Source organism: Variovorax sp. DAIF25 (assembly GCF_050711835.1).
Classification (GTDB): domain Bacteria; phylum Pseudomonadota; class Gammaproteobacteria; order Burkholderiales; family Burkholderiaceae_C; genus Variovorax.
This window is the reverse complement of the sequence record NZ_CP136637.1, coordinates 2,150,167-2,167,817: the sequence shown is the minus strand read 5'-3', so window position 1 is coordinate 2,167,817 and position 17,651 is coordinate 2,150,167. Positions and strand designations below refer to the sequence as shown.

The window sequence follows — 17,651 nt, the reverse complement described above, 5'->3', positions numbered from 1 at the left end:
GCCTGCCCGGCCCTGGGGTCAGACCGGCAGGTCTTGCTCGCGTCGCTTCGGGGCGGGATTCTTGTTTGCCGCGACGCGGTGTCCGGAAAGCGGACGCCCGCTGTCCCCGGATCATCCGGATGCCGCCGCGGCGGCGCTCGCAAGCCGTTGATTTCAAAGGGTTCCGGTGTTGGCACGTTGCGTGAGATGTCTTTGGGACATCCACCCGCAAGGAGCCTCCCATGACAGTCCGCACCCCCTTCATCGCCGCCGCCCTCCTGCTCGCGGGCGGCACGGCCTTCGCCCAATTGCCCCCTCCGCCGCCCGGTGCTCCGCAGCCCCCGGGCGCCGCGGCCGCCGCGCCCGAGGCCGGCACGATCGTCACCGGTCGCGTGCAGCGCTTCCTGCTCAACCCCGGCGGCGAGGCCGACGGCCTGCTGCTGGCCGACGGCACCCAGGTCGCGTTCCCGCCGCACCTGTCGGCCGACGCGATGCAGCTGCTGCAGCCCGGCGACGCGATGCAGCTGCTGCAGCCCGGCGACACGGTGCAGGTCGGCGGCTGGCGCGCGCCCGGCGTGCCGGTGCTGCGCATGCGCTCGCTCGAAGCCAACGGCCGCAGCCTGGTCGACACCCCGCCCGCACCCGGCATGGCACCGCCGCGGCCACCGCGCGAACCGGGCGCGCTCGACGCGCTGAGCGCGCAGGGCCGCATCGAGCGCCTGCTCTACACCGACCGCGGCGACGTGCGCGGCGTGCTGCTGGCCGACCAGACCATCGTGCGCTTCCCGCCGCACGTGGGCGCGATGTACCGCGACCAGCTGCGGCCGGGCGCCGAACTCCATGCGCGCGGCTGGGGCACGCGCGGCGCGCAGGGCACGGTGCTCGAGGCCACCGGCCTGGGCCCGACGGCGGACACGGTCGCCGAAGTGGTCGCCGGCCCTGGTGTTCTGCCCGAGCTTCGAGATGCTCCGCGTCCCCCTGGCGAACGGCAGCAGCGCGTGCCGAACCTGCCACGCCCGATGGTGCGACCGGCCTCCTGAAGAAGCTGCCAGAACATTTCTCGACACACAACCTCCGAGGACCTCCAAATGCCACGTCACCATCATCCCCCCGAACACAACGACATCTGGTCCGTTGAGGGTCGCTTCCAGCATCTGCTCTACAGCCCCAAAGGCGGCATAGAAGGATTGCTGATCGACACGGAGGGCATCGTCACGCAGTTTGCGGTCGATCCCCACGACGCCGCGGGCGTCGCCCAGTTGCTGAGCCTTCGTCGCGACCAGGCGCTGGTCGTCGAAGGCCACGAAACCAAACCTTCGCCGAAGGGCGACGGCGAACACGTGGTCTACCGCTTCGAGCGAATAGCCGCCGTCGACGGTCGCGCGACCAGAACGGCCGCACGAGAAACGCAGGCGCGTGGGAAGGTCGTGCGCTTGAACTTTGCCAGGCATGGCGCCGCCAATGGCGTCGTCCTGGACAGCGGCGACTTCGTCCACCTCCGTCCGCAAGGAATGGAGCGCCTGCAACTGAAGATCGGAGATCAGGTACAGGCCGAAGGCACGGCGCATCCGCTCGTCACGGACAGTGGGTGGGTGATCGAAGCGCACCGCGTGAACGGCGAATCGCTTTGAGCGTGCGCCATGGCCCGACAGTCATCCCTTTTGGCATTGACTTGCCTGGCTTTCTTCATGGCAGATGCGCGCGATGGCCTGGGCCCGTTTCTCGCAACATACCTGCAAGGGAGCCATGTACAGCAAGAGGTCATCGGTGCCACGATGACAGCCGGCGGCCTTGCAGCTGTGGTCATGACCCCGCTCGCGGGCGTCTGGGTCGATAGCAGCCAGGCCAAACGCGCGATGATGGCCGTTGCCGCCATTGCGGTGACGGCCGCCAGTGCGATGGCATTCGGCACCTTCTCGGTTGCGCTCCTGATTGCGTCTCAGATCATCACCGGCATCGCCGGCGCGATGATGGGCGCTGCCATGGCGGCGCTGACTCTGGGCCTGTCTCACGCCTCGGGATTCAAGCGACAGACCGGGTGCTTCAACACGGCGCTGGGTTTTGTCATGACGCTGCAGGGCGTCGGCGCCGCATTCAGTCCAAGCGTGGCGAATTGGGTGGTCGGGTCGCAGTTGCGCTTTGGCACCGCATTCGTGGTGCTCTCCGCAGCAGCGATCCTGGCGCTGCCGTTGTTTTGGCTGGCGCAGCGGGACAGCAAAGCAAGCCCAAGCATGACGATGCGCGGCACTTAGATACGGCGGCGTGATTCGTTCGAAGAAGACTCTTGGTTTGCGCCGGCGCCGTCGATCCACGGCGCATCGCCACAAGCTGAGCGCCGCACCGCAGTCTTACTCCCTGTGCTCTTCCTTGCGCAGTGGTTCGCCATGCTGGGACGAAATCGGTGGGTGCTGCGCTTGGACGTGCGGAGACAGCGCTGGGCGCTCTCTTGGCATCGACTCATCCACGCGCGAGACCTGTTTCTCATCCGATCGGCGTGCCGCGTTGACCTGGCGTTCTCTCTCGATCAATGCGGGGGCAACGGGTTGCGGACGCTGCTGTCCGCTTATCACAGGTCCCGCCCTTCGTGGCGCCTCAGGCGTCGGCCGTGCGGAGGCTACGGCCGGCACGGCGGGCTCAGCCACCTTGGCCGCAATAGGAGGGGACGCCACCGGAGGATGCAACTGGGCGGGCGCCGTGGGGCCCTGCGGTAGGGCCGTGATTGTCTGCCGCGCGGGCTCGACAGGCCGGGAGGCGGCGGGCTGATGCCCAGGCACGAGCGCCGCGACCGGCTTCGCGCTGTCCGGGACGGGGGCTATCGCATGCACGACGGGAGGCAGCGCAGCGGCCAGATGGGCGCTTGCCGGAACTCCGGCTTCGAAGGGGCGGCCGCTGGCCATTGCGCCGGCGGGCGCCACCACCGTGACCGTGCGCGTGTCGTTGATGTTCGTGACATTGGTGACGTTCGTCGTCTTGTTCGTCACGTTGTAGATGGTCGTGTTCTGCACGCGCATGCCGACGTTGGTCACCGGCGGCGCGCTGACGACCACCGCGGGTGGAGTTCCCACGGGTGCCGGCACGATCAAGCCGAGTCGCGAGCCGGGCGGTGCGGGAACGAATACGCCCTGCGGTCCAATGGGCGCGAGCCCGGCCACCACGCCTGCTGCTGCGGCAGAAACCACCAGGCCAAGGCCCGGCGGCGGAGGAATGAACGCGACGCCCGGCGCCGACCAATGGCCGGTGATGAAGACCACCAATCCATCGCGATGCTCGTAGTAAGGCTGTACCCAGGTATAGCCTGGTTCGGGCGGCGTGGCCCAACGTCCCGCGGCCCATATCCAGTTGCCCTGCCATGTCCAATAGCCACCAGTCCAGACCGCACCCGCGAAGGGAGGCGACGGCGGTCTCTCCACCAACATGGGCGGCGGCGCCCATGCCACCGCAATCGGCGGGGGCTGATACAGCGGCGGATCGACATACACGCTGACGACACGCGGAGCAACGGATGCGACCGGCACGGGTTGAACCGTCGCACGGGACACCAGCGGTGGCTGCACGACGCAGCCCGCGGCCAGGAGTGCCAAGGTCATTGCCGAAATCTTGACAATGGAGAATGAAGATTTATTGCTCATTGTTCTTCTCGATTTGCGTGCATCGCGGCACGGGAAGAACCTAACGGGCACCGAGAAATTGACGCTGACAGCATTGAAGAGAATTTCTCTTCAACGCGGTTCTTTTCTTTTCAGTCGCGAACCGTCAGGTGGCAATCAGGCTATTGATCCCTGTGTTGCAACGACTTGGGCGAAGTACCGGCGATTCAAGACAGAAGCTCGAAGCTTCAAAGGTTGCACATCCCGGCAATCAGCGGCTGGCCAGCATCATCCCGCTGACCGTGCACTTCCTGCGTCGCGCAATGGAGGTGTCCGGAAAGCGGACGCACGCTGTCCCCGAATCATCCGCATGCGGGCGCGGAAGTTTCCGTAAGTCGTTGATCTCAAAAGATCTCGACGTTGGCACGTTGCGTGAGATGCCCCTGGAACATCCACCCCGCAACGAGCATCCCATGGCAGTCCGCACCCTCTTCATCGCCGCCGCCTTCTTGCTCGCAGGCGGCACGGCCTTGGCCCAGTCGGCTTCGCTTCCGTCGGGGCTCGATGCGGCGCCCAAGGTCGGCACGATCGTCACTGGTTGGACTTCTTCGCACCCGACATCGAGGGCGTCGTCGATCTCTTCCTGACGGCCTTCACCTCGGCACATTCGCCCGGAATGCACAACGCGCTTGCCATTCGAGCGGCGCGCTACACGACGCCGACCGAGCTCGGTTCACGAACCATCGCGCCAATGCTCGACGACCCGGCATCGCGCAAGCGTCCTTCGAAGAAAGATTCAAAAAAGAATCGGCAATTCGCGCGCAATTCCTACGGCCGCGCCATTCCGCCGCATCCGTCTTCCAGCCCTGAAGCCCATGTCGGGCCGATGAACCTGTGACTCAGCTCGATTCCGCTTGCACCCATGTATCTACACAGCCTGTTCAAACACCTTCCCACCACCGAGCGCGAGTACCTCGTAAGCCGCAGTGAGTTGAAGACCTACCGGCGCAATGAGAAGGTATGTGCGACAGATGAGCGAATCAAGAAAGTATGTCTGGTTGCCTCAGGCCTGCTTCGGGTGGTCGTAGACGAAGACGTCACGACAGACTTCGTTCGCGAAGGTGATCTGTACCTCCATCTCGAAGCAACCGAACCGACATACGTTCTCGTGGCCGCTCTGCCGACTTCCGTCTACTTCGTCCCGGCGGACGACATCTGGACGATCTGCAGGGAGTATCCCCAAGTCGCGTTGGAGCTTCTCAGACTCACCATCGAGCGCGTTGCAAACCTCAGAAAGCATTTGCAGCAAATTTCTTCGAATACATCGGAGGCTCGAATCGCCTGTGCCATGCATGAACTCACGCTTTTGGCACCTGGCAGAAATGGTGGCTATGACAAGCGCATTTCACAAGGAGTCATCGCGTCGTACACGGCACTTTCACGCGAAGTCGTCAACCGAGCGATGCGCGATCTGCAGGTTCGAGGCTTGTTGCGAAAAGATCGACATGCCGTTCATCTGCAGATGGATGCGAAAGCTGGAACACCATCTTCGCTGCGCGAAGAAATCGGGCCACCAAAGCTGTGATTCCGATCACATTATTGATGCGCCTTTGTGCCATGCCACACATCCTCGATGCAAAAAAGGGGCAGAGCCGATTTCGGAGCGGATCCTTATCTATAGTACGTTCTTCTACACATTGCTTTTTTGCTCACATAAGCAAAACCAGCTGACTTTCGTACCGTATGAGCAGCCCTGGAGAGCAAGACCCGCCACCCGAATTGACAGATGGGCGTCGGGACGATTGGCAGCCGCACGCCTTAGCGGGTCATGGCACGATACTTTGTCGGTTCAGCCTCCCCTTTCAACTGAGCGAATTCCGTCGCTCCTCTCATCCGGCGAGTGCTTTGTTTCGCCTGGCACCCAGGGAGGAGGTCGACTCCTGGCTGCTGAAGAAGGGGCGATCTTTCAGAACGGACAGAGATCTCGTTCTACGCTATTCGCTGGAACTGCGCGATCTTCGCCATGAAGACGAGCCTCCCATGTGCTTGAAGAGCATCGTCGCCGATGAGCGAGCGGCGGCCATGATCGCAGCGGTATTTCTCAGCACATTGCGCTTCAGCTGCGAGACTTGAGCAAGCGATGAGCGCTTCTGGCTCACGCATGACTGGCCAACTGGGGAAGTTCAGCAATTAAAAAAATGAAGCGAGATCTTCGCCTGGCCAAGCTTCTGCTATTGACCGTCGTAGTGTCAGTGTCGTGCGCCACCATTTGGCAGATCTGGGCAACGCGCCAGCGCACCCTGAATGAAATCAATACCAACAGCCTCAATCTGGCACAGGCATTGAGCACTTACGCCGAAGGCATCTTTTCTCAAAGCGCCATGTTGTTGAGTGTGGTCGAGAACCTGGAGTCCGAAGGTCGCGCGCCCAGGAATCTGCAGCGCATGCAGTCGCTCGTCAGCCACCGGGAAGGACTGCTCGATCAACTCGACAGTGTTTTCATCGTCGACGCTCGAGGCCATCGCCTGATGCCGACCCATTCAGAGGATCCGAGACTGACCGACAGCAGCAAGAACGCCTACTTCGTTCACCATCGAGACAACGCCACCCATGACATCTTCATCAGCTCGGCGGCTCGCAGTCGCCCGGGCAGCGAATGGGAGCTCACCGTCAGTCGTCGCCTGCAGGACAGCGACGGAAACTTTGCCGGCGTCGTTGTTGCAACGCTGGATATCGGTGACTTCCTGCAACCATTCGGCGCCATCGATATTGGGAAAAGCGGTGCCATCAGTCTCACCACAACCGATGGACAGTTGCTGCTGCGTTACCCTTCGCGGGTCGAAGACATTGGCCGCAACCTGTCCGGATCGCCCAACTTTCGGCGTTACTACAGCGAGATTGCTACCAGGGGGACCGCGTCTTTTCGCTCCCAGTTGGACGGGACCCATCGCCTCTACGCCTTTCGAAAGGGCGACCACTATCCGATCGTGACGACCGTGGCCCTCGGCAGGGATGAAATGCTCTCTGCCTGGCGACACCAGTCGTTGCTGACATTGTGCGTCGTGGTCGCATTGCTGGCCGCCGTGACGACGGCGGGGTTGCGGCTGATCGTCAACATCAACGGTCGCGTCAGCGCGGAATCCTCGCTGGTAGCGGCGCGGGAAGAACTATTGCAGGCCAATCACCGCCTGGAGGTGCTGGCGTCACAGGATTCGCTCACCGGCCTGGCCAACCGTCGGGTTTTCGAGCAGGCGCTGGAGCTGGAAGCGCGACGGGCAGAACGCGAGAACACGCCTTTGTCGCTGCTGCTCTTCGATCTCGACTATTTCAAACGCTTCAACGACACCTATGGCCACGTGGCCGGGGATCAATGCCTGAAGATCGTCTCCGACACATTGGCCTACAACGTTCACCGCCCGGGCGATCTGGTCGCTCGATACGGGGGCGAGGAGCTTGCGATCATCTTGCCCCATACCGAACTGAAAGGGGCATGCGAGCTGGCCAACGCATTGCTCGACCGCATCCGCTCTCTGAACATCCCGCACAGCGCCAGCCCCCATGGGCGCGTCACCGCCAGTGCCGGCGCGGCCACATTGAATGGCATGAACTCCCCAAACTGGAAGCTGCAACTCATCGAAGCGGCAGATCGCTCGCTCTACAAGGCCAAGGAAAGTGGGCGCGACAAGGCGATGGGTTGAGTGACTCGAGGGCAGCCCTGTTAAGCTTTTTACCGAAGAGACGACAGACACACCTCGGCAGCCACGCCGAGCGAGGTAAATGGAGCCCCGAATGACCCTGCCTCAGACCGTGCCGGATTCGCTTGCCTTGATGCGGACCGTGCCAACCGAACGAGCCTTCGAACCCGAGCCGCTGAGCACCAACGTCTTCAGCCGCTGGGGCGAGACGATGTCGTCGAAGATCCTCACGCTGCAGGCCCAGAATCTCCAGCCTTCCGAGCACTTTTCGGGGCAGGCCTGCATCGCGCGCTTCCACCGCTGCGTGGTGGCGGACATCCACAGCAGCGCGCACCGTGTCATGCGCACGCGCGCCCTGGCGTCGGAAGACCAGGACCGCTACTTCAAGGTGATCTGGCAGATCCAGGGCCGCAACCTGATCGAACACAACGGTCATTCGGTGACGATCGATCCCGGCCAATGGACGATCTACGACACCTCTCGCCCCTACTCGGTCGAAACCTCGAACGGATCGCGCTTCATGGTGCTGCTGGTGCCCGTCTCCGAGATGGGACGCTGGAACCCGGGCATCGAGTTCGTCACCGGGAAGGTACTGCCGACACGCGGAACCGCCGAGATCGCACGCTCGGCCCTTTCGGGCATGCTGTCCGGCTTCGTCGAACTCGAGCAGCAGGGCGCCATCGTGATGCAGGACTCGATCAGTGCGTTGATCGGCACCGCGGTGGCGCAGATCCACGGCAGTTCGCCGAAGCAGGACGGTGCCATCTCCCAGCGGCTGCAGAAGGTGCAGGCCTTCATCGAGGGCCGGCTCACCGAGCCCGAACTGAGCCCCGAACTGGTGGCACGCGAATGCGGCATGTCGCGCCGCAGCCTGTACGCGGCCTTCAACGCCCTCGGCCAGACGCCCAGCAGCTACATCATGAACCGGCGCCTGGCCGTGGCGGCGCAGCGGCTGGTCGAGCAGTCCGAGCGCACGACCATCACGCAGGTTGCCTTCGAACTCGGCTTCTCGGACGCGGCGCATTTCTCGCGCGTGTTCAGCGAGAAGTTCGGCCAAAGCCCGAGCCGCTGGCGCAACCAGCAGATCGCCGGCCACTGACGCGCGTTCACTTCGGCCGGCGCTCGTCGGCCTCAGGGTAAATACCCGGGCGCTTGTGCACGGTCAGCCAAGGCGCCGCATCAAGGTGCAAGCCCGTTCGGCTTCCTTTTCATAACCTCGATCCATCATCGACGGAGCTCGGGCATGACTGGCGCATCGCCAGCATCCGACTCCGCGAAGCTGATCTCGAGGACCTTATGGAAACAGCTGGCGAGAGTTTGAATGTGGGCTTCATCGGCCTGGGCGTGATGGGGTCGCCGATGGCGACGCACCTGGCGCATGCCGGGCATCGGCTGACGCTCAACGATGCGAACCTGGAAGCCGCGCGGGAACTGGCACGCACGCTCGGCGGCGAGGCGGTCGCGGTGGCGACGCCCGGGGAGGTTGCGGCCCGCAGCGACATCGTGATCACGATGTTGCCCAACGGAGAAGTCGTGCAGGCGGTGGCGCTCGGCGAGAACGGCCTGCTGGCCGGCTGGCGGCCCGGCACGCTGTTGCTCGATACCTCTTCCTCGCAACCCTGGCTGACCCAGCAGACCGCGAAGCAACTGGCCGCGGCCGGCATCGCGATGGTCGACGCCCCGGTGTCGGGCGCGCAATGGGGGGCGCAGGAGGCCGCGCTGGTCTTCATGGCCGGCGGCGCGACCGAGGACCTCGAGCGCGTGCGGCCCTTGCTCGACCGCATGGGGACCTCGGTGTTTCACCTGGGCGAGGTGGGCAGCGGCCATGCCATGAAGTGCATCAACAACCTGATCACGGCCATGACCTTCAGTGCCACCTGCGAGGGCTTGACGATGGGCAAGCGCTACGGCCTCGACCCGGCCGAGATGGTGCGCGTGCTCAACGTCTCCACCGGCATGTCGTGGATCAGCAAGACCCACATCGAGAAGCGCATCCTGAGCCGCACTTTCGACGATCCCTTCAAGCTCGAGCTGATGCTCAAGGACATCGGCATCGCCAACGCGCTGGCGCGCGAGACCGAGACCTCGGCGCCGATCTCGGCGCTGGGCCAGCAGCTGTGGATGGCGGCTTCGCGCTTCGCCGGGCCCGGTGCCAGCGTGAGCGAACTGGGCCGCTGGGTCGAGCAGCAGTCCGGCACGGTGATCGAGCCCGGTGCCACGCCGCGCCAGGCCTGAGGTGGCGCGATGAAGCTGGAACGCCGACTCGCCGAGTTCGTTGTCACCTTGCGCGCCGACGAGGTGCCTGAGGACGCGCGCCGCATCCTGCGCTGGATGGTCATGGCGGTGACCGGCACCGGTATCGCGGGCGCGGCCGAGGACGGCATCGAGGCCCTGCGCACGGTGCTTGCCGAGTCCGGCGGTGCGCCGCAGGCGACCACGCTGGTCTACGGTGATCGCCTGCCCGCCAATGCCGCGGCCCAGTTCAACGCCACGATGTGCCGTGCGCTCGACTACTGCGACGCGATGGCTCCCGGCCCGCACATCGGCTCGGCCCTGCTGCCGGCGGCCTTCGCGGCCGCGGAGCTGGCGGGCGGCTGCAGCGGCTCGGAGTTTCTGGCCGCGCTGGCGGCCGGTGCCGAGCTGAGTTCGAGGCTCAACCTCAGCGAAGCCCAGTACGACGGCTTCGATCCCACCGGCATCGCGGTCGTGTTCTCTGCCGCCGCGGCTGCCTCGCGCATCCTCGGCCTCACGAGCGAGCAGACCCTGCATGCACTGGCGCTGGCATTCAACCGCTGCGGCGGCAGCTTCCAGAGCCATGTCGATGGCTCGCTGGGCGTGCGCGTGGTGCAGGGCTGGGTTGCGCAGGCCGGCGTGCAGTGTGCCGAGCTGGCGCGCCGCGGTGTCACGGGGCCGGTCAATTTCCTCTCGGGCCACTACGGCTACGGCCACCTCTATGGCCGCGGCACGCTGGACCTCGACGCCGTCGGCGAAGGAGTGGGCACGACCTGGCGCCTGCACCGCATGGTCTTCAAGAAATACCCGAGCTGCGGCGTCACGCAGGGCGTGACCGAGCTGGCGCTGTCGCTCCTCGAGGACGGCGTCTCGGCCGAGGACTTGCGCGCGGCCGAAGTGCGCTTGCCGCCCTACGCCTTCCGGCTGGTCGGCAAGCCCTTCGATCCGGGCACCAACCCGCGCGTCGACGGCCAGTTCAGCGCCGCCTACTGCGTGGCCAATGCCTTCGCGCGCCGCGCGTCGAAGCTCGCGCACTTCGCGCCGGAGCAGGTGCTCGATCCCGCGCTGCGCACGCTGATCGACCGCATCACGGTCGTGCCCGATGCCGCGCTCGATGCGCGTGGCCATACCGCGGTCGACCTCACTGTGCACACCGTCGATGGCCGCAGCCTGCGACGCTCGCTCGACATCGCGCCGGGCTTTCCGGGCGCCGACCTCGACGAGACGCAGCACCGCGCGCGCTTCGACGACTGCCTGGCCTATGCGCCACGACCCATTGCGGCGAAGCGCATCGAACCCTACCTGCAGGCGCTGCGCGCGTTGCCCGAAGTCGCCGACGTACGCAGCCTGATTCCGCTGCTGGTCGCCTGATGGACGCGGGCGTGATCGGTTCCGGCACGCCGGCCAACGCCACGGGCGCGGCGGTCGGTTTCGATGGCCTCGACGGCGTGGGATGGGCGCTGGCGTCCAGCCTTGCGCGCGCCGGCCATGTGCTGGTGGTGCATGACGACGACGCCGCGCGGGCCCGCGCCTTCGCGCAGGAGTTCCAGTGCCGCGCGGCGAACGATCTGGCCGGGCTGTCGGCGTCCGGCCTGTTGCTCTTCGCGCCGCCGGGCTTCGCGGTACGAGAACGGATCGCGTCCGTCTCGCAGGGCCTGCACGCGGGCGCGATCGTGGTCGATCTCGGCGCTGCCGATCCAACGCTCACCCGCAGTCTCGGCGCACGACTCGCGCAGCGCGGCATCGTGCTGATCGACGCGCCCCTGTGCGGCGACGCGCAAGACGCCGCTGCCGCCGCCATCGTTCATGGCTGCGACGACGACTCCGCACTCGACGTCGCACTGCCCGTGCTGCGCACGCTGGGCCTCGAGCTCGTTGCCGGTGGCGCGCTGGGATGCGGCCAGGCGCTGCGCCTGGTCGAGGCCCACGTGCATGCCGACGTGCTGGCGGCCAGTGCCGAAGCGCTGCTGGTCGGCGACCGCATCGGGCTCGCGCCCGCCGGCCTTCGCGCCCGCATCGCTGCCGCGATCCGCCGCGGCGCCGAGCGCGAGGCGCTCGAGCAGGCCGGCAGCTCCGGCCAAGGCTTCGCGACCGGACTGGCGCTCGGGCTGTTCGCCCAAAGCCGCGACGGCCAGCTGGCAGCGCCTGCCTCGGCACCGGGCCTCACGCGCCTGCTCATCGAATTCACCACCCCCGCCAACGACAAGGAGACAGTTCCATGAAAAGAATTTCCGCGCGCCTTCGCCACCTGGCGCTTGCCATCGCCCTGCCCCTGGGCCTCGCTGCCTCGGTGCAGGCGGCCGAACCCATCCGCATCGGCTCCGTGCTGTCGGTGACGGGCGCGGCTTCCTATATCGGCGACCCCGAAGCGAAGACGCTCAAGCTCTATGCCGACCGGATCAACGCCGCCGGCGGCGTGCTCGGGCGGCCGATCGAACTGGTCACCTACGACGACGCGGGCGATGCCAACAAGGCCCGCACCTTCGCCCAGCGCCTGGTCGAACGCGACAACGTGGTGGCGATGGTCGGCGGCTCCACCACCGGCACGACGATGGCGATGATCCCGGTGTTCGAAGCGGCCAAGCTCCCCTTCATGTCGCTCGCCGGCAGCGTGAACATCATCGAGCCGGTGCGCCAGCACGTCTTCAAGAGCCCGCACACCGACCGCATGGGTTGCGAGCGCGTGTTCTCGGACATGAAGAAGCGCAACTTCACGTCGATCGCGCTGATCGCCGGCACCGACGGATTCGGCACCTCGATGCGCGAGCAGTGCCTCAAGGTGGTCGACAAGTACGGCATCAAGATCCTGATCGACCAGACCTACGGCGCGCAGGACACCGACATGACGCCGCAGTTGGCGAAGATCAAGGCCACGCCGGGCGTGCAGGCCATCCTCAACACCGGCGCCTCGGGCCAGGGCCCGGCCGTGCTGACGCGCAACTACGGCCAGCTCGACATGAAGAGCATTCCGCTCTACCAGAACCCCGGCGTGGCGTCGAAGAGCTACATCGAGCTCTCCGGCGCCGCCGCCGAAGGCGTGCGGCTGCCGGCCGCGGCGCTGCTGGTGGCGTCGAAGCTGCCGGCCAGCGATCCGCAGAAGCCGGTGGTGACGGGCTACATGGCGACCTACGAGAAGGCCACGGGCCAGCCCGTCTCCACCTTCGGCGGTGGTGCCTACGACGGCCTGATGATGGTGGTCGAGGCGATCAAGCGCGCCAACAGCGCCGATCCCAGGAAGATCCGCGACGCACTCGAGCAGACCCGCGGCTTCGTCGGCACGTCGGGCGTGGTGAACATGACGCCGCAGGACCACCTGGGCCTCACGGTCGAGGCCTTCCGGATGCTCGAGGTGAAGAACGGCGACTGGCTGCTGATCGACTGACGAAGCACTCCATGTCGCAGTTTCTCCAGTTCGTCTTCTCCGGACTCACGGTCGGCGCCGTCTACGCGGTGGTGGCGATCGGCTTCACGCTGATCTACGCCGCCTCGGACGTGGTCAATTTCGCGCAGGGCGAGTTCGTCATGCTGGGTGGCATGACCACGGTGTTCCTGATCGCCATGGGGCTGCCGGTATGGCTGGCGGCCGCCTCGGCGGTGGCCGTCGCGGTCATCGTCGGCATCCTGCTGCAGAAGCTCGCCATCGAGCGCGCCCGCGATGCCTCGCCCGTGACGCTCATCATCATCACGCTCGGCGCATCGATCTTCATCCGCGGCGTGGCCGGGCTCCTGTTCGACAAGCAGTTCCACAACCTGGCGCCCTTCTCGGGCAACACGCCGATCGCGGTCGGCGGCGCGAGCGTGCTGCCGCAGAGCCTCTGGGTGCTGGGCAGCGCGATCGTGATGTTTCTCGCGCTCTGGCTCTTCCTCGACAAGACCCTCACCGGCAAGGCCCTGCGCGCGAGCGCGGCCAACCGGCTGGCGGCGCGCCTGGTGGGCATCAACATCTCCTTCGTGCTGGTGCTCGCCTTCGGCCTGTCGGCCGCGCTCGGTGCCATCGCCGGCATCCTGGTCACGCCCGTGACGCTGACGCGCTACGACATCGGTGCGCTGCTGGCGCTCAAGGGCTTCTCGGCCGCGATCTTCGGCGGCCTCGGCAATCCGGTGGGTGCGGTGCTCGGCGGGTTGCTGCTGGGCCTGCTCGAAGCCGGCGCGGCCGGTTACGTGACCTCCGTCTACAAGGACGGCGTCGCCTTCGTCGCGCTGATCCTGATGCTGCTGGTGATGCCCAACGGCCTGCTCGGCAGCAAACTGGTGGACCGCGTATGAAAGCACTTCGAGCTTCCAACGCGGGCTGGCGCGCCCTGGCGCTGCTGGTGCTGATCGTGGCGCTGCTGCCCGTCGTGGCGGGCTCCAGCTACGTGATGCGCATCGCGGCACTGGTGTGGATCATGGGGCTGGCCGCCGTCGGCCTGCACATCCTCATGGGCATGGCCGGGCAGATCAGCCTGGGCCATGCGGGCTTCTTCGGCATCGGCGCCTATGCCAGCGCCGTGCTGCCGGCGCGCTACGGCGTGCCGGTGGTGGTGGCGGCGGCCGGCGGCATCGTCCTGGCGGGACTGATCGCCTACCTGGTCGGCAAGCCGATCCTGCGGCTCAAGGGCCACTACCTCGCCATCGCGACGCTGGGCTTCTCGCTGCTGATCGGGCTGGTGATCACCAGCGAGGTCGCACTCACCGGCGGCCCTGACGGCATGGACGTGAAGCGGCTCGGCATCGCCGGCTTCGCGCTCGAATCGCCGAGCACCTGGTACTGGATCAGCGCCGCGCTGATGGTCGCCGGCGTCGCCGTCGCGATGGTGCTGCGCGACAGTCCGACCGGCCGCGCCCTGCGCGCGATCCTCGACAGCGAGGTGGCGGCCGCCAGCATGGGCGTGGACGTCGCGCGGCGCAAGCTCCAGGCCTTCGTGATCGCATCGGTCTATGCGGCGGTGGCCGGCAGCACGCTCGCACTCATGAACGGCTTCATCACGCCGGACCTCGCGGGCTTCATGACCTCGGTGGAGTTCGTCGCGATGGTGGTGATCGGCGGCGCCGCGACACCTTTCGGCGCGCTGGTCGGCGCCGCACTGCTGACCCTGCTGCCGCAATTGCTCGCATCCTTCCATGACTACCAGGACATCGCGGTCGGGCTGATCATCATGCTGTCGATGATCTTCCTGCGCCAGGGCATCGTGCCCACGCTGGGCCAGCTGCTGCGGAGGGCCAGCAAATGAGCGCGGCACTCGAAGTCAGGGACCTGGGCATCGCCTTCGGCGGCGTGGTCGCGGTGGACGGTGTCTCCTTCGACGCGCCGACGGGCGAGATCCTGTCGATCATCGGACCGAACGGCGCGGGCAAGACCACGCTCTTCAACATGGTGTCCGGCCTCTACACGCCGCGCTCGGGCAGCGTACGCATGGGCGGCGAGGACGTGAGCGGCCTGCCGCCGTTCAGGCTGGCCCGCAAGGGCATGTCGCGCACCTTCCAGAACCTGCAGGTGTTTGCACAACAGACCGCGCTCGACAACGTCATGGTCGGTCGCGCTCGCTGGGAAAGCACCACGCTGCTCGAGGATCTGCTGCGCCTTCCCTCGGTGGGCCGGCAGAACCGGCAAAGCCGCGAGCGCGCCATGGCGGCGCTGGAGCGCACCGGCCTCGCGGCCCATGCGAACGCGGTGGCCGGCAGCCTCTCCTATGGCGTGCTCAAGCGCCTCGAGATCGCGCGCGCACTGGCCAGCGAGCCCAAGGTGCTGCTGCTCGACGAACCGGCGGCCGGTTGCAACGCCGTCGAGACCGAGGAGATCGAGCACATGCTGCGCGGCATCGCGGGCGAGGTGTCGGTGGTGCTGATCGAGCACGACATGAAGATGGTGATGCGGCTCTCCCACCAGGTGCTGGTGCTGAACCAGGGCCGCATCCTGGCCCAGGGCACGCCGCAAGAGGTGCGCGAGAACCCGGATGTGATCGCGGCCTATCTCGGTAGTCACGCAAAGGAGCTGGCCCATGCTGAGGGTTGAAGGCCTGTGTACCGCCTACGGGCGGGTGTCGGTGCTCAAGGACGTGACGCTCGAGGTGCACGCCGGCGAGATCGTGGCGCTGCTCGGCGCCAACGGCGCGGGAAAGACCACCTTGATGCACACCATCTCGGGCCTGCACTCGCAGCTCGGTGGCAGCGTCTGGCTCGAAGGCGCGAAGCTCGACGCGATGAGCCCGCACCGTCGCGTCGGCATGGGGCTGGGCCATGCGCCCGAAGGCCGGCAGGTGTTCAAGCCCCTCTCGGTGGCCGACAACCTGCGCCTGGGCGCCTACCGGCGCAAGGACGCCGAGATCGCGGCGGACACCGACATGGTCTATGCCATGTTTCCGGTGCTCGGCGAGATGCGCCGCCGCGTGGCCTCCGATCTCTCGGGGGGCCAGCAGCAGATGCTGGCCATCGGCCGCGCGCTCATGAGCCGGCCCAAGCTGCTGCTGCTGGACGAGCCTTCCCTTGGCCTCGCCCCCCTGCTGATCGACCAGATCTTCGAGGTGCTGGTGCGACTGCGCGCACAGGGCGTGACCATCCTCGTGGTCGAGCAGAACGCCGCCGCCGCGCTGACCGTGGCCGACCGCGGCTACGTGCTCGAGACCGGCCGCATCGTGCACAGCGGCACCGGCCGCGCGCTGCTCGCGGACCCGGCGGTTCGCAACGCCTACCTGGGCGTCTGAAAAACATTCACCGGAGAAGTCATTGAAATCCTTCACGAACACCGTCGACGGCCGCGCCGTCCCCTCCGCCCGGACCTTCGAATCGAAGAACCCCGCCAATGGCGAGGCGATCGGGCTGGTGCCGCATTCCGAGCCGGCGCAGATCGCGCAGGCGATCGCTTCCGCGAAGGCGGCTCAGCCGGCGTGGGCCGCGTTGCCCGATGGCAAGCGACGCGAGCACCTCGAGCACGTGGCCGACGCCCTGAAGCGCAACGCGACCTACCTCGCCGAATGGGTCACGCGCGAACAGGGCAAGCCGCTCGGCGGCCTGGGGCCGGACCAGGTGCCCGGCGCGCTGTTCGAGCTGGCCGGTTGCGAGGCGTGGACCCGGGTGCCCGCCAGCCTCGATCTGCCGGTGGAAACCGTGTTCGAAGACGATGGCCGGCGCTACGAAGTGCACCGCAAGCCCTACGGCGTGATCGCCGCCATCGCGCCGTGGAACTGGCCGTTGCTGATCGCCATCTGGCAGATCGTGCCGGCGCTGCGGGCCGGCAACACGGTGGTCATCAAGCCTTCCGAATACACGAGCATCGGCACGCTCGAGATGGTGCGGATCATGGCCGAGCACCTGCCGCCGGGCGTGCTCAACAGCGTCAGCGGTCCGGGAGAAGTGGGTGCCGCACTGGTCGACAACCCGCAGATCGACAAGATCATGTTCACGGGCTCGGGTTCGACCGGCGCCAAGATCACGGCGATCGCGGCGCGTCATCTGACGCCGACCACCATGGAACTGGGCGGCAACGACGCGGCCATCGTGCTGGCCGACGCGGACCCGGCCGCCATCGCCATGGGCCTGTTCTGGGGCGCCTTCATCAACATGGGACAGACCTGCGCGGCCATCAAGCGCCTGTACGTGCCGGAGTCATTGCACGACGCGGTGGTGGACGAACTCAGGAAGATCGCAACCACGGTGCCGATGGGCGACGGCTTCGGTGCCGGCGTGGTCATGGGGCCGGTGCAGAACCGGATGCAGTTCGACAAGGTGAGCCGCCTGGTGGAGGCATCGCGCCGCGATGGTGGCGAGATCGTCTGCGGCGGTCAGGCGCGCGAAGGTGCCGGCAACTTCTATCCGCTCACGCTCGTGACCGGCCTGGCCGATGGTGCCGCGCTGGTGGACGAAGAGCAGTTCGGCCCCGTGCTTCCCATCATCAAGTACCGCGAGCTCGAGGATGCGATCGCGAGCGCGAACCGGCTCGACGTCGGACTCGGCGCCTCCGTGTGGTCTTCCGACGTGGCGCAGGCGCGCGCGGTTGCCGTGCGGCTGCAGGCCGGCACCGTGTGGATCAACCAGCACGGCGCGATCCATCCGATGGTGCCCTTCGGCGGCGTCAAGGGCTCGGGCTGGGGCGTGGAATTCGGTGCCGAGGGCCTCAAGGCGGTCACGCAGCCACAGGTGATCAGCATTCCGAAGTAACGGGGCGCGCACCCCGTCCTTG

Annotated in this window: 17 protein-coding genes; 16 read left to right on the top strand and 1 reads right to left on the bottom strand. The window is 66.5% G+C overall.

Annotation, left to right across the window (positions count from 1 at the left end; translation table 11 throughout):
* Nucleotides 1-221: 221 nt before the first annotated feature.
* From R0232_RS44500 to R0232_RS44490, 3 genes are read left to right on the top strand one after another with little or no spacing between them, the layout of a single operon-like run.
* Nucleotides 222-1,019 (top strand): hypothetical protein, encoded by a 798-nt coding sequence (locus R0232_RS44500; RefSeq protein ID WP_431513597.1) that lies wholly within the window; start codon nucleotides 222-224, stop codon nucleotides 1,017-1,019.
* Nucleotides 1,020-1,067: 48 nt separating this feature from the next.
* Nucleotides 1,068-1,610 carry a hypothetical protein gene (locus R0232_RS44495; RefSeq protein ID WP_431513596.1) on the top strand — a complete coding sequence of 181 codons (543 nt, stop codon included), beginning with the start codon at nucleotides 1,068-1,070 and terminating at the stop codon, nucleotides 1,608-1,610.
* 9 nt (nucleotides 1,611-1,619) lie between these two features.
* Nucleotides 1,620-2,231 (top strand): MFS transporter, encoded by a 612-nt coding sequence (locus tag R0232_RS44490; RefSeq protein WP_431513595.1) that lies wholly within the window; start codon nucleotides 1,620-1,622, stop codon nucleotides 2,229-2,231.
* Nucleotides 2,232-2,327: 96 nt separating this feature from the next.
* On the opposite strand, the gene R0232_RS44485 is transcribed toward R0232_RS44490, so the two are convergent.
* Nucleotides 2,328-3,608: a hypothetical protein gene (locus tag R0232_RS44485; protein WP_431513594.1), complete on the bottom strand. Its 1,281-nt coding sequence runs from the start codon at nucleotides 3,606-3,608 to the stop codon at nucleotides 2,328-2,330.
* Between the two features lie 556 nt (nucleotides 3,609-4,164).
* Between R0232_RS44485 and R0232_RS44480 the strand changes: the two genes are divergently transcribed.
* From R0232_RS44480 to R0232_RS44420, 13 genes are all read left to right on the top strand, one after another.
* Nucleotides 4,165-4,464 (top strand): hypothetical protein, encoded by a 300-nt coding sequence (locus R0232_RS44480; RefSeq protein WP_431513593.1) that lies wholly within the window; start codon nucleotides 4,165-4,167, stop codon nucleotides 4,462-4,464.
* Between the two features lie 24 nt (nucleotides 4,465-4,488).
* Nucleotides 4,489-5,151, top strand: a complete 663-nt coding sequence (locus R0232_RS44475) for a Crp/Fnr family transcriptional regulator (protein WP_431513592.1) — start codon at nucleotides 4,489-4,491, stop codon at nucleotides 5,149-5,151.
* A gap of 613 nt (nucleotides 5,152-5,764) precedes the next feature.
* Nucleotides 5,765-7,264 (top strand): diguanylate cyclase, encoded by a 1,500-nt coding sequence (locus tag R0232_RS44470; protein ID WP_431513591.1) that lies wholly within the window; start codon nucleotides 5,765-5,767, stop codon nucleotides 7,262-7,264.
* Nucleotides 7,265-7,403: 139 nt separating this feature from the next.
* Nucleotides 7,404-8,360 (top strand): helix-turn-helix domain-containing protein, encoded by a 957-nt coding sequence (locus tag R0232_RS44465; RefSeq protein ID WP_208510465.1) that lies wholly within the window; start codon nucleotides 7,404-7,406, stop codon nucleotides 8,358-8,360.
* A 197-nt stretch (nucleotides 8,361-8,557) separates the two neighbouring features.
* Nucleotides 8,558-9,496 (top strand): NAD(P)-dependent oxidoreductase, encoded by a 939-nt coding sequence (locus tag R0232_RS44460; protein WP_431513590.1) that lies wholly within the window; start codon nucleotides 8,558-8,560, stop codon nucleotides 9,494-9,496.
* Between the two features lie 9 nt (nucleotides 9,497-9,505).
* Nucleotides 9,506-10,864 carry an MmgE/PrpD family protein gene (locus R0232_RS44455; RefSeq protein ID WP_431513589.1) on the top strand — a complete coding sequence of 453 codons (1,359 nt, stop codon included), beginning with the start codon at nucleotides 9,506-9,508 and terminating at the stop codon, nucleotides 10,862-10,864.
* Nucleotides 10,864-11,715, top strand: a complete 852-nt coding sequence (locus R0232_RS44450; RefSeq protein WP_208510468.1) for an NAD(P)-binding domain-containing protein — start codon at nucleotides 10,864-10,866, stop codon at nucleotides 11,713-11,715. The genes R0232_RS44455 and R0232_RS44450 overlap by 1 nt, the downstream gene beginning before the upstream one ends.
* Complete coding sequence (locus R0232_RS44445) at nucleotides 11,712-12,875, top strand: ABC transporter substrate-binding protein (protein ID WP_208510469.1); 1,164 nt, start codon at nucleotides 11,712-11,714, stop codon at nucleotides 12,873-12,875. Before R0232_RS44450 ends, R0232_RS44445 begins: the two co-directional genes overlap by 4 nt.
* Nucleotides 12,876-12,886: 11 nt before the next feature.
* Nucleotides 12,887-13,759, top strand: coding sequence for a branched-chain amino acid ABC transporter permease (locus R0232_RS44440; RefSeq protein WP_093345272.1), 873 nt, complete (start codon nucleotides 12,887-12,889; stop codon nucleotides 13,757-13,759).
* A complete protein-coding gene (locus R0232_RS44435; protein ID WP_208510470.1) occupies nucleotides 13,756-14,706 on the top strand; it encodes a branched-chain amino acid ABC transporter permease in 951 nt (316 codons plus the stop codon). Before R0232_RS44440 ends, R0232_RS44435 begins: the two co-directional genes overlap by 4 nt.
* The gene (locus R0232_RS44430) at nucleotides 14,703-15,488 is read left to right on the top strand and encodes an ABC transporter ATP-binding protein (RefSeq protein WP_208510471.1); all 786 of its coding nucleotides are present in this window, start codon (nucleotides 14,703-14,705) and stop codon (nucleotides 15,486-15,488) included. The genes R0232_RS44435 and R0232_RS44430 overlap by 4 nt, the downstream gene beginning before the upstream one ends.
* Nucleotides 15,475-16,176 (top strand): ABC transporter ATP-binding protein, encoded by a 702-nt coding sequence (locus R0232_RS44425; protein ID WP_093345264.1) that lies wholly within the window; start codon nucleotides 15,475-15,477, stop codon nucleotides 16,174-16,176. The genes R0232_RS44430 and R0232_RS44425 overlap by 14 nt, the downstream gene beginning before the upstream one ends.
* Before the next feature lie 22 nt (nucleotides 16,177-16,198).
* On the top strand, nucleotides 16,199-17,629 hold the full coding sequence (locus tag R0232_RS44420) for an aldehyde dehydrogenase family protein (protein ID WP_431513588.1): 1,431 nt from the start codon (nucleotides 16,199-16,201) through the stop codon (nucleotides 17,627-17,629).
* The last annotated feature ends 22 nt before the right edge of the window (nucleotides 17,630-17,651 follow it).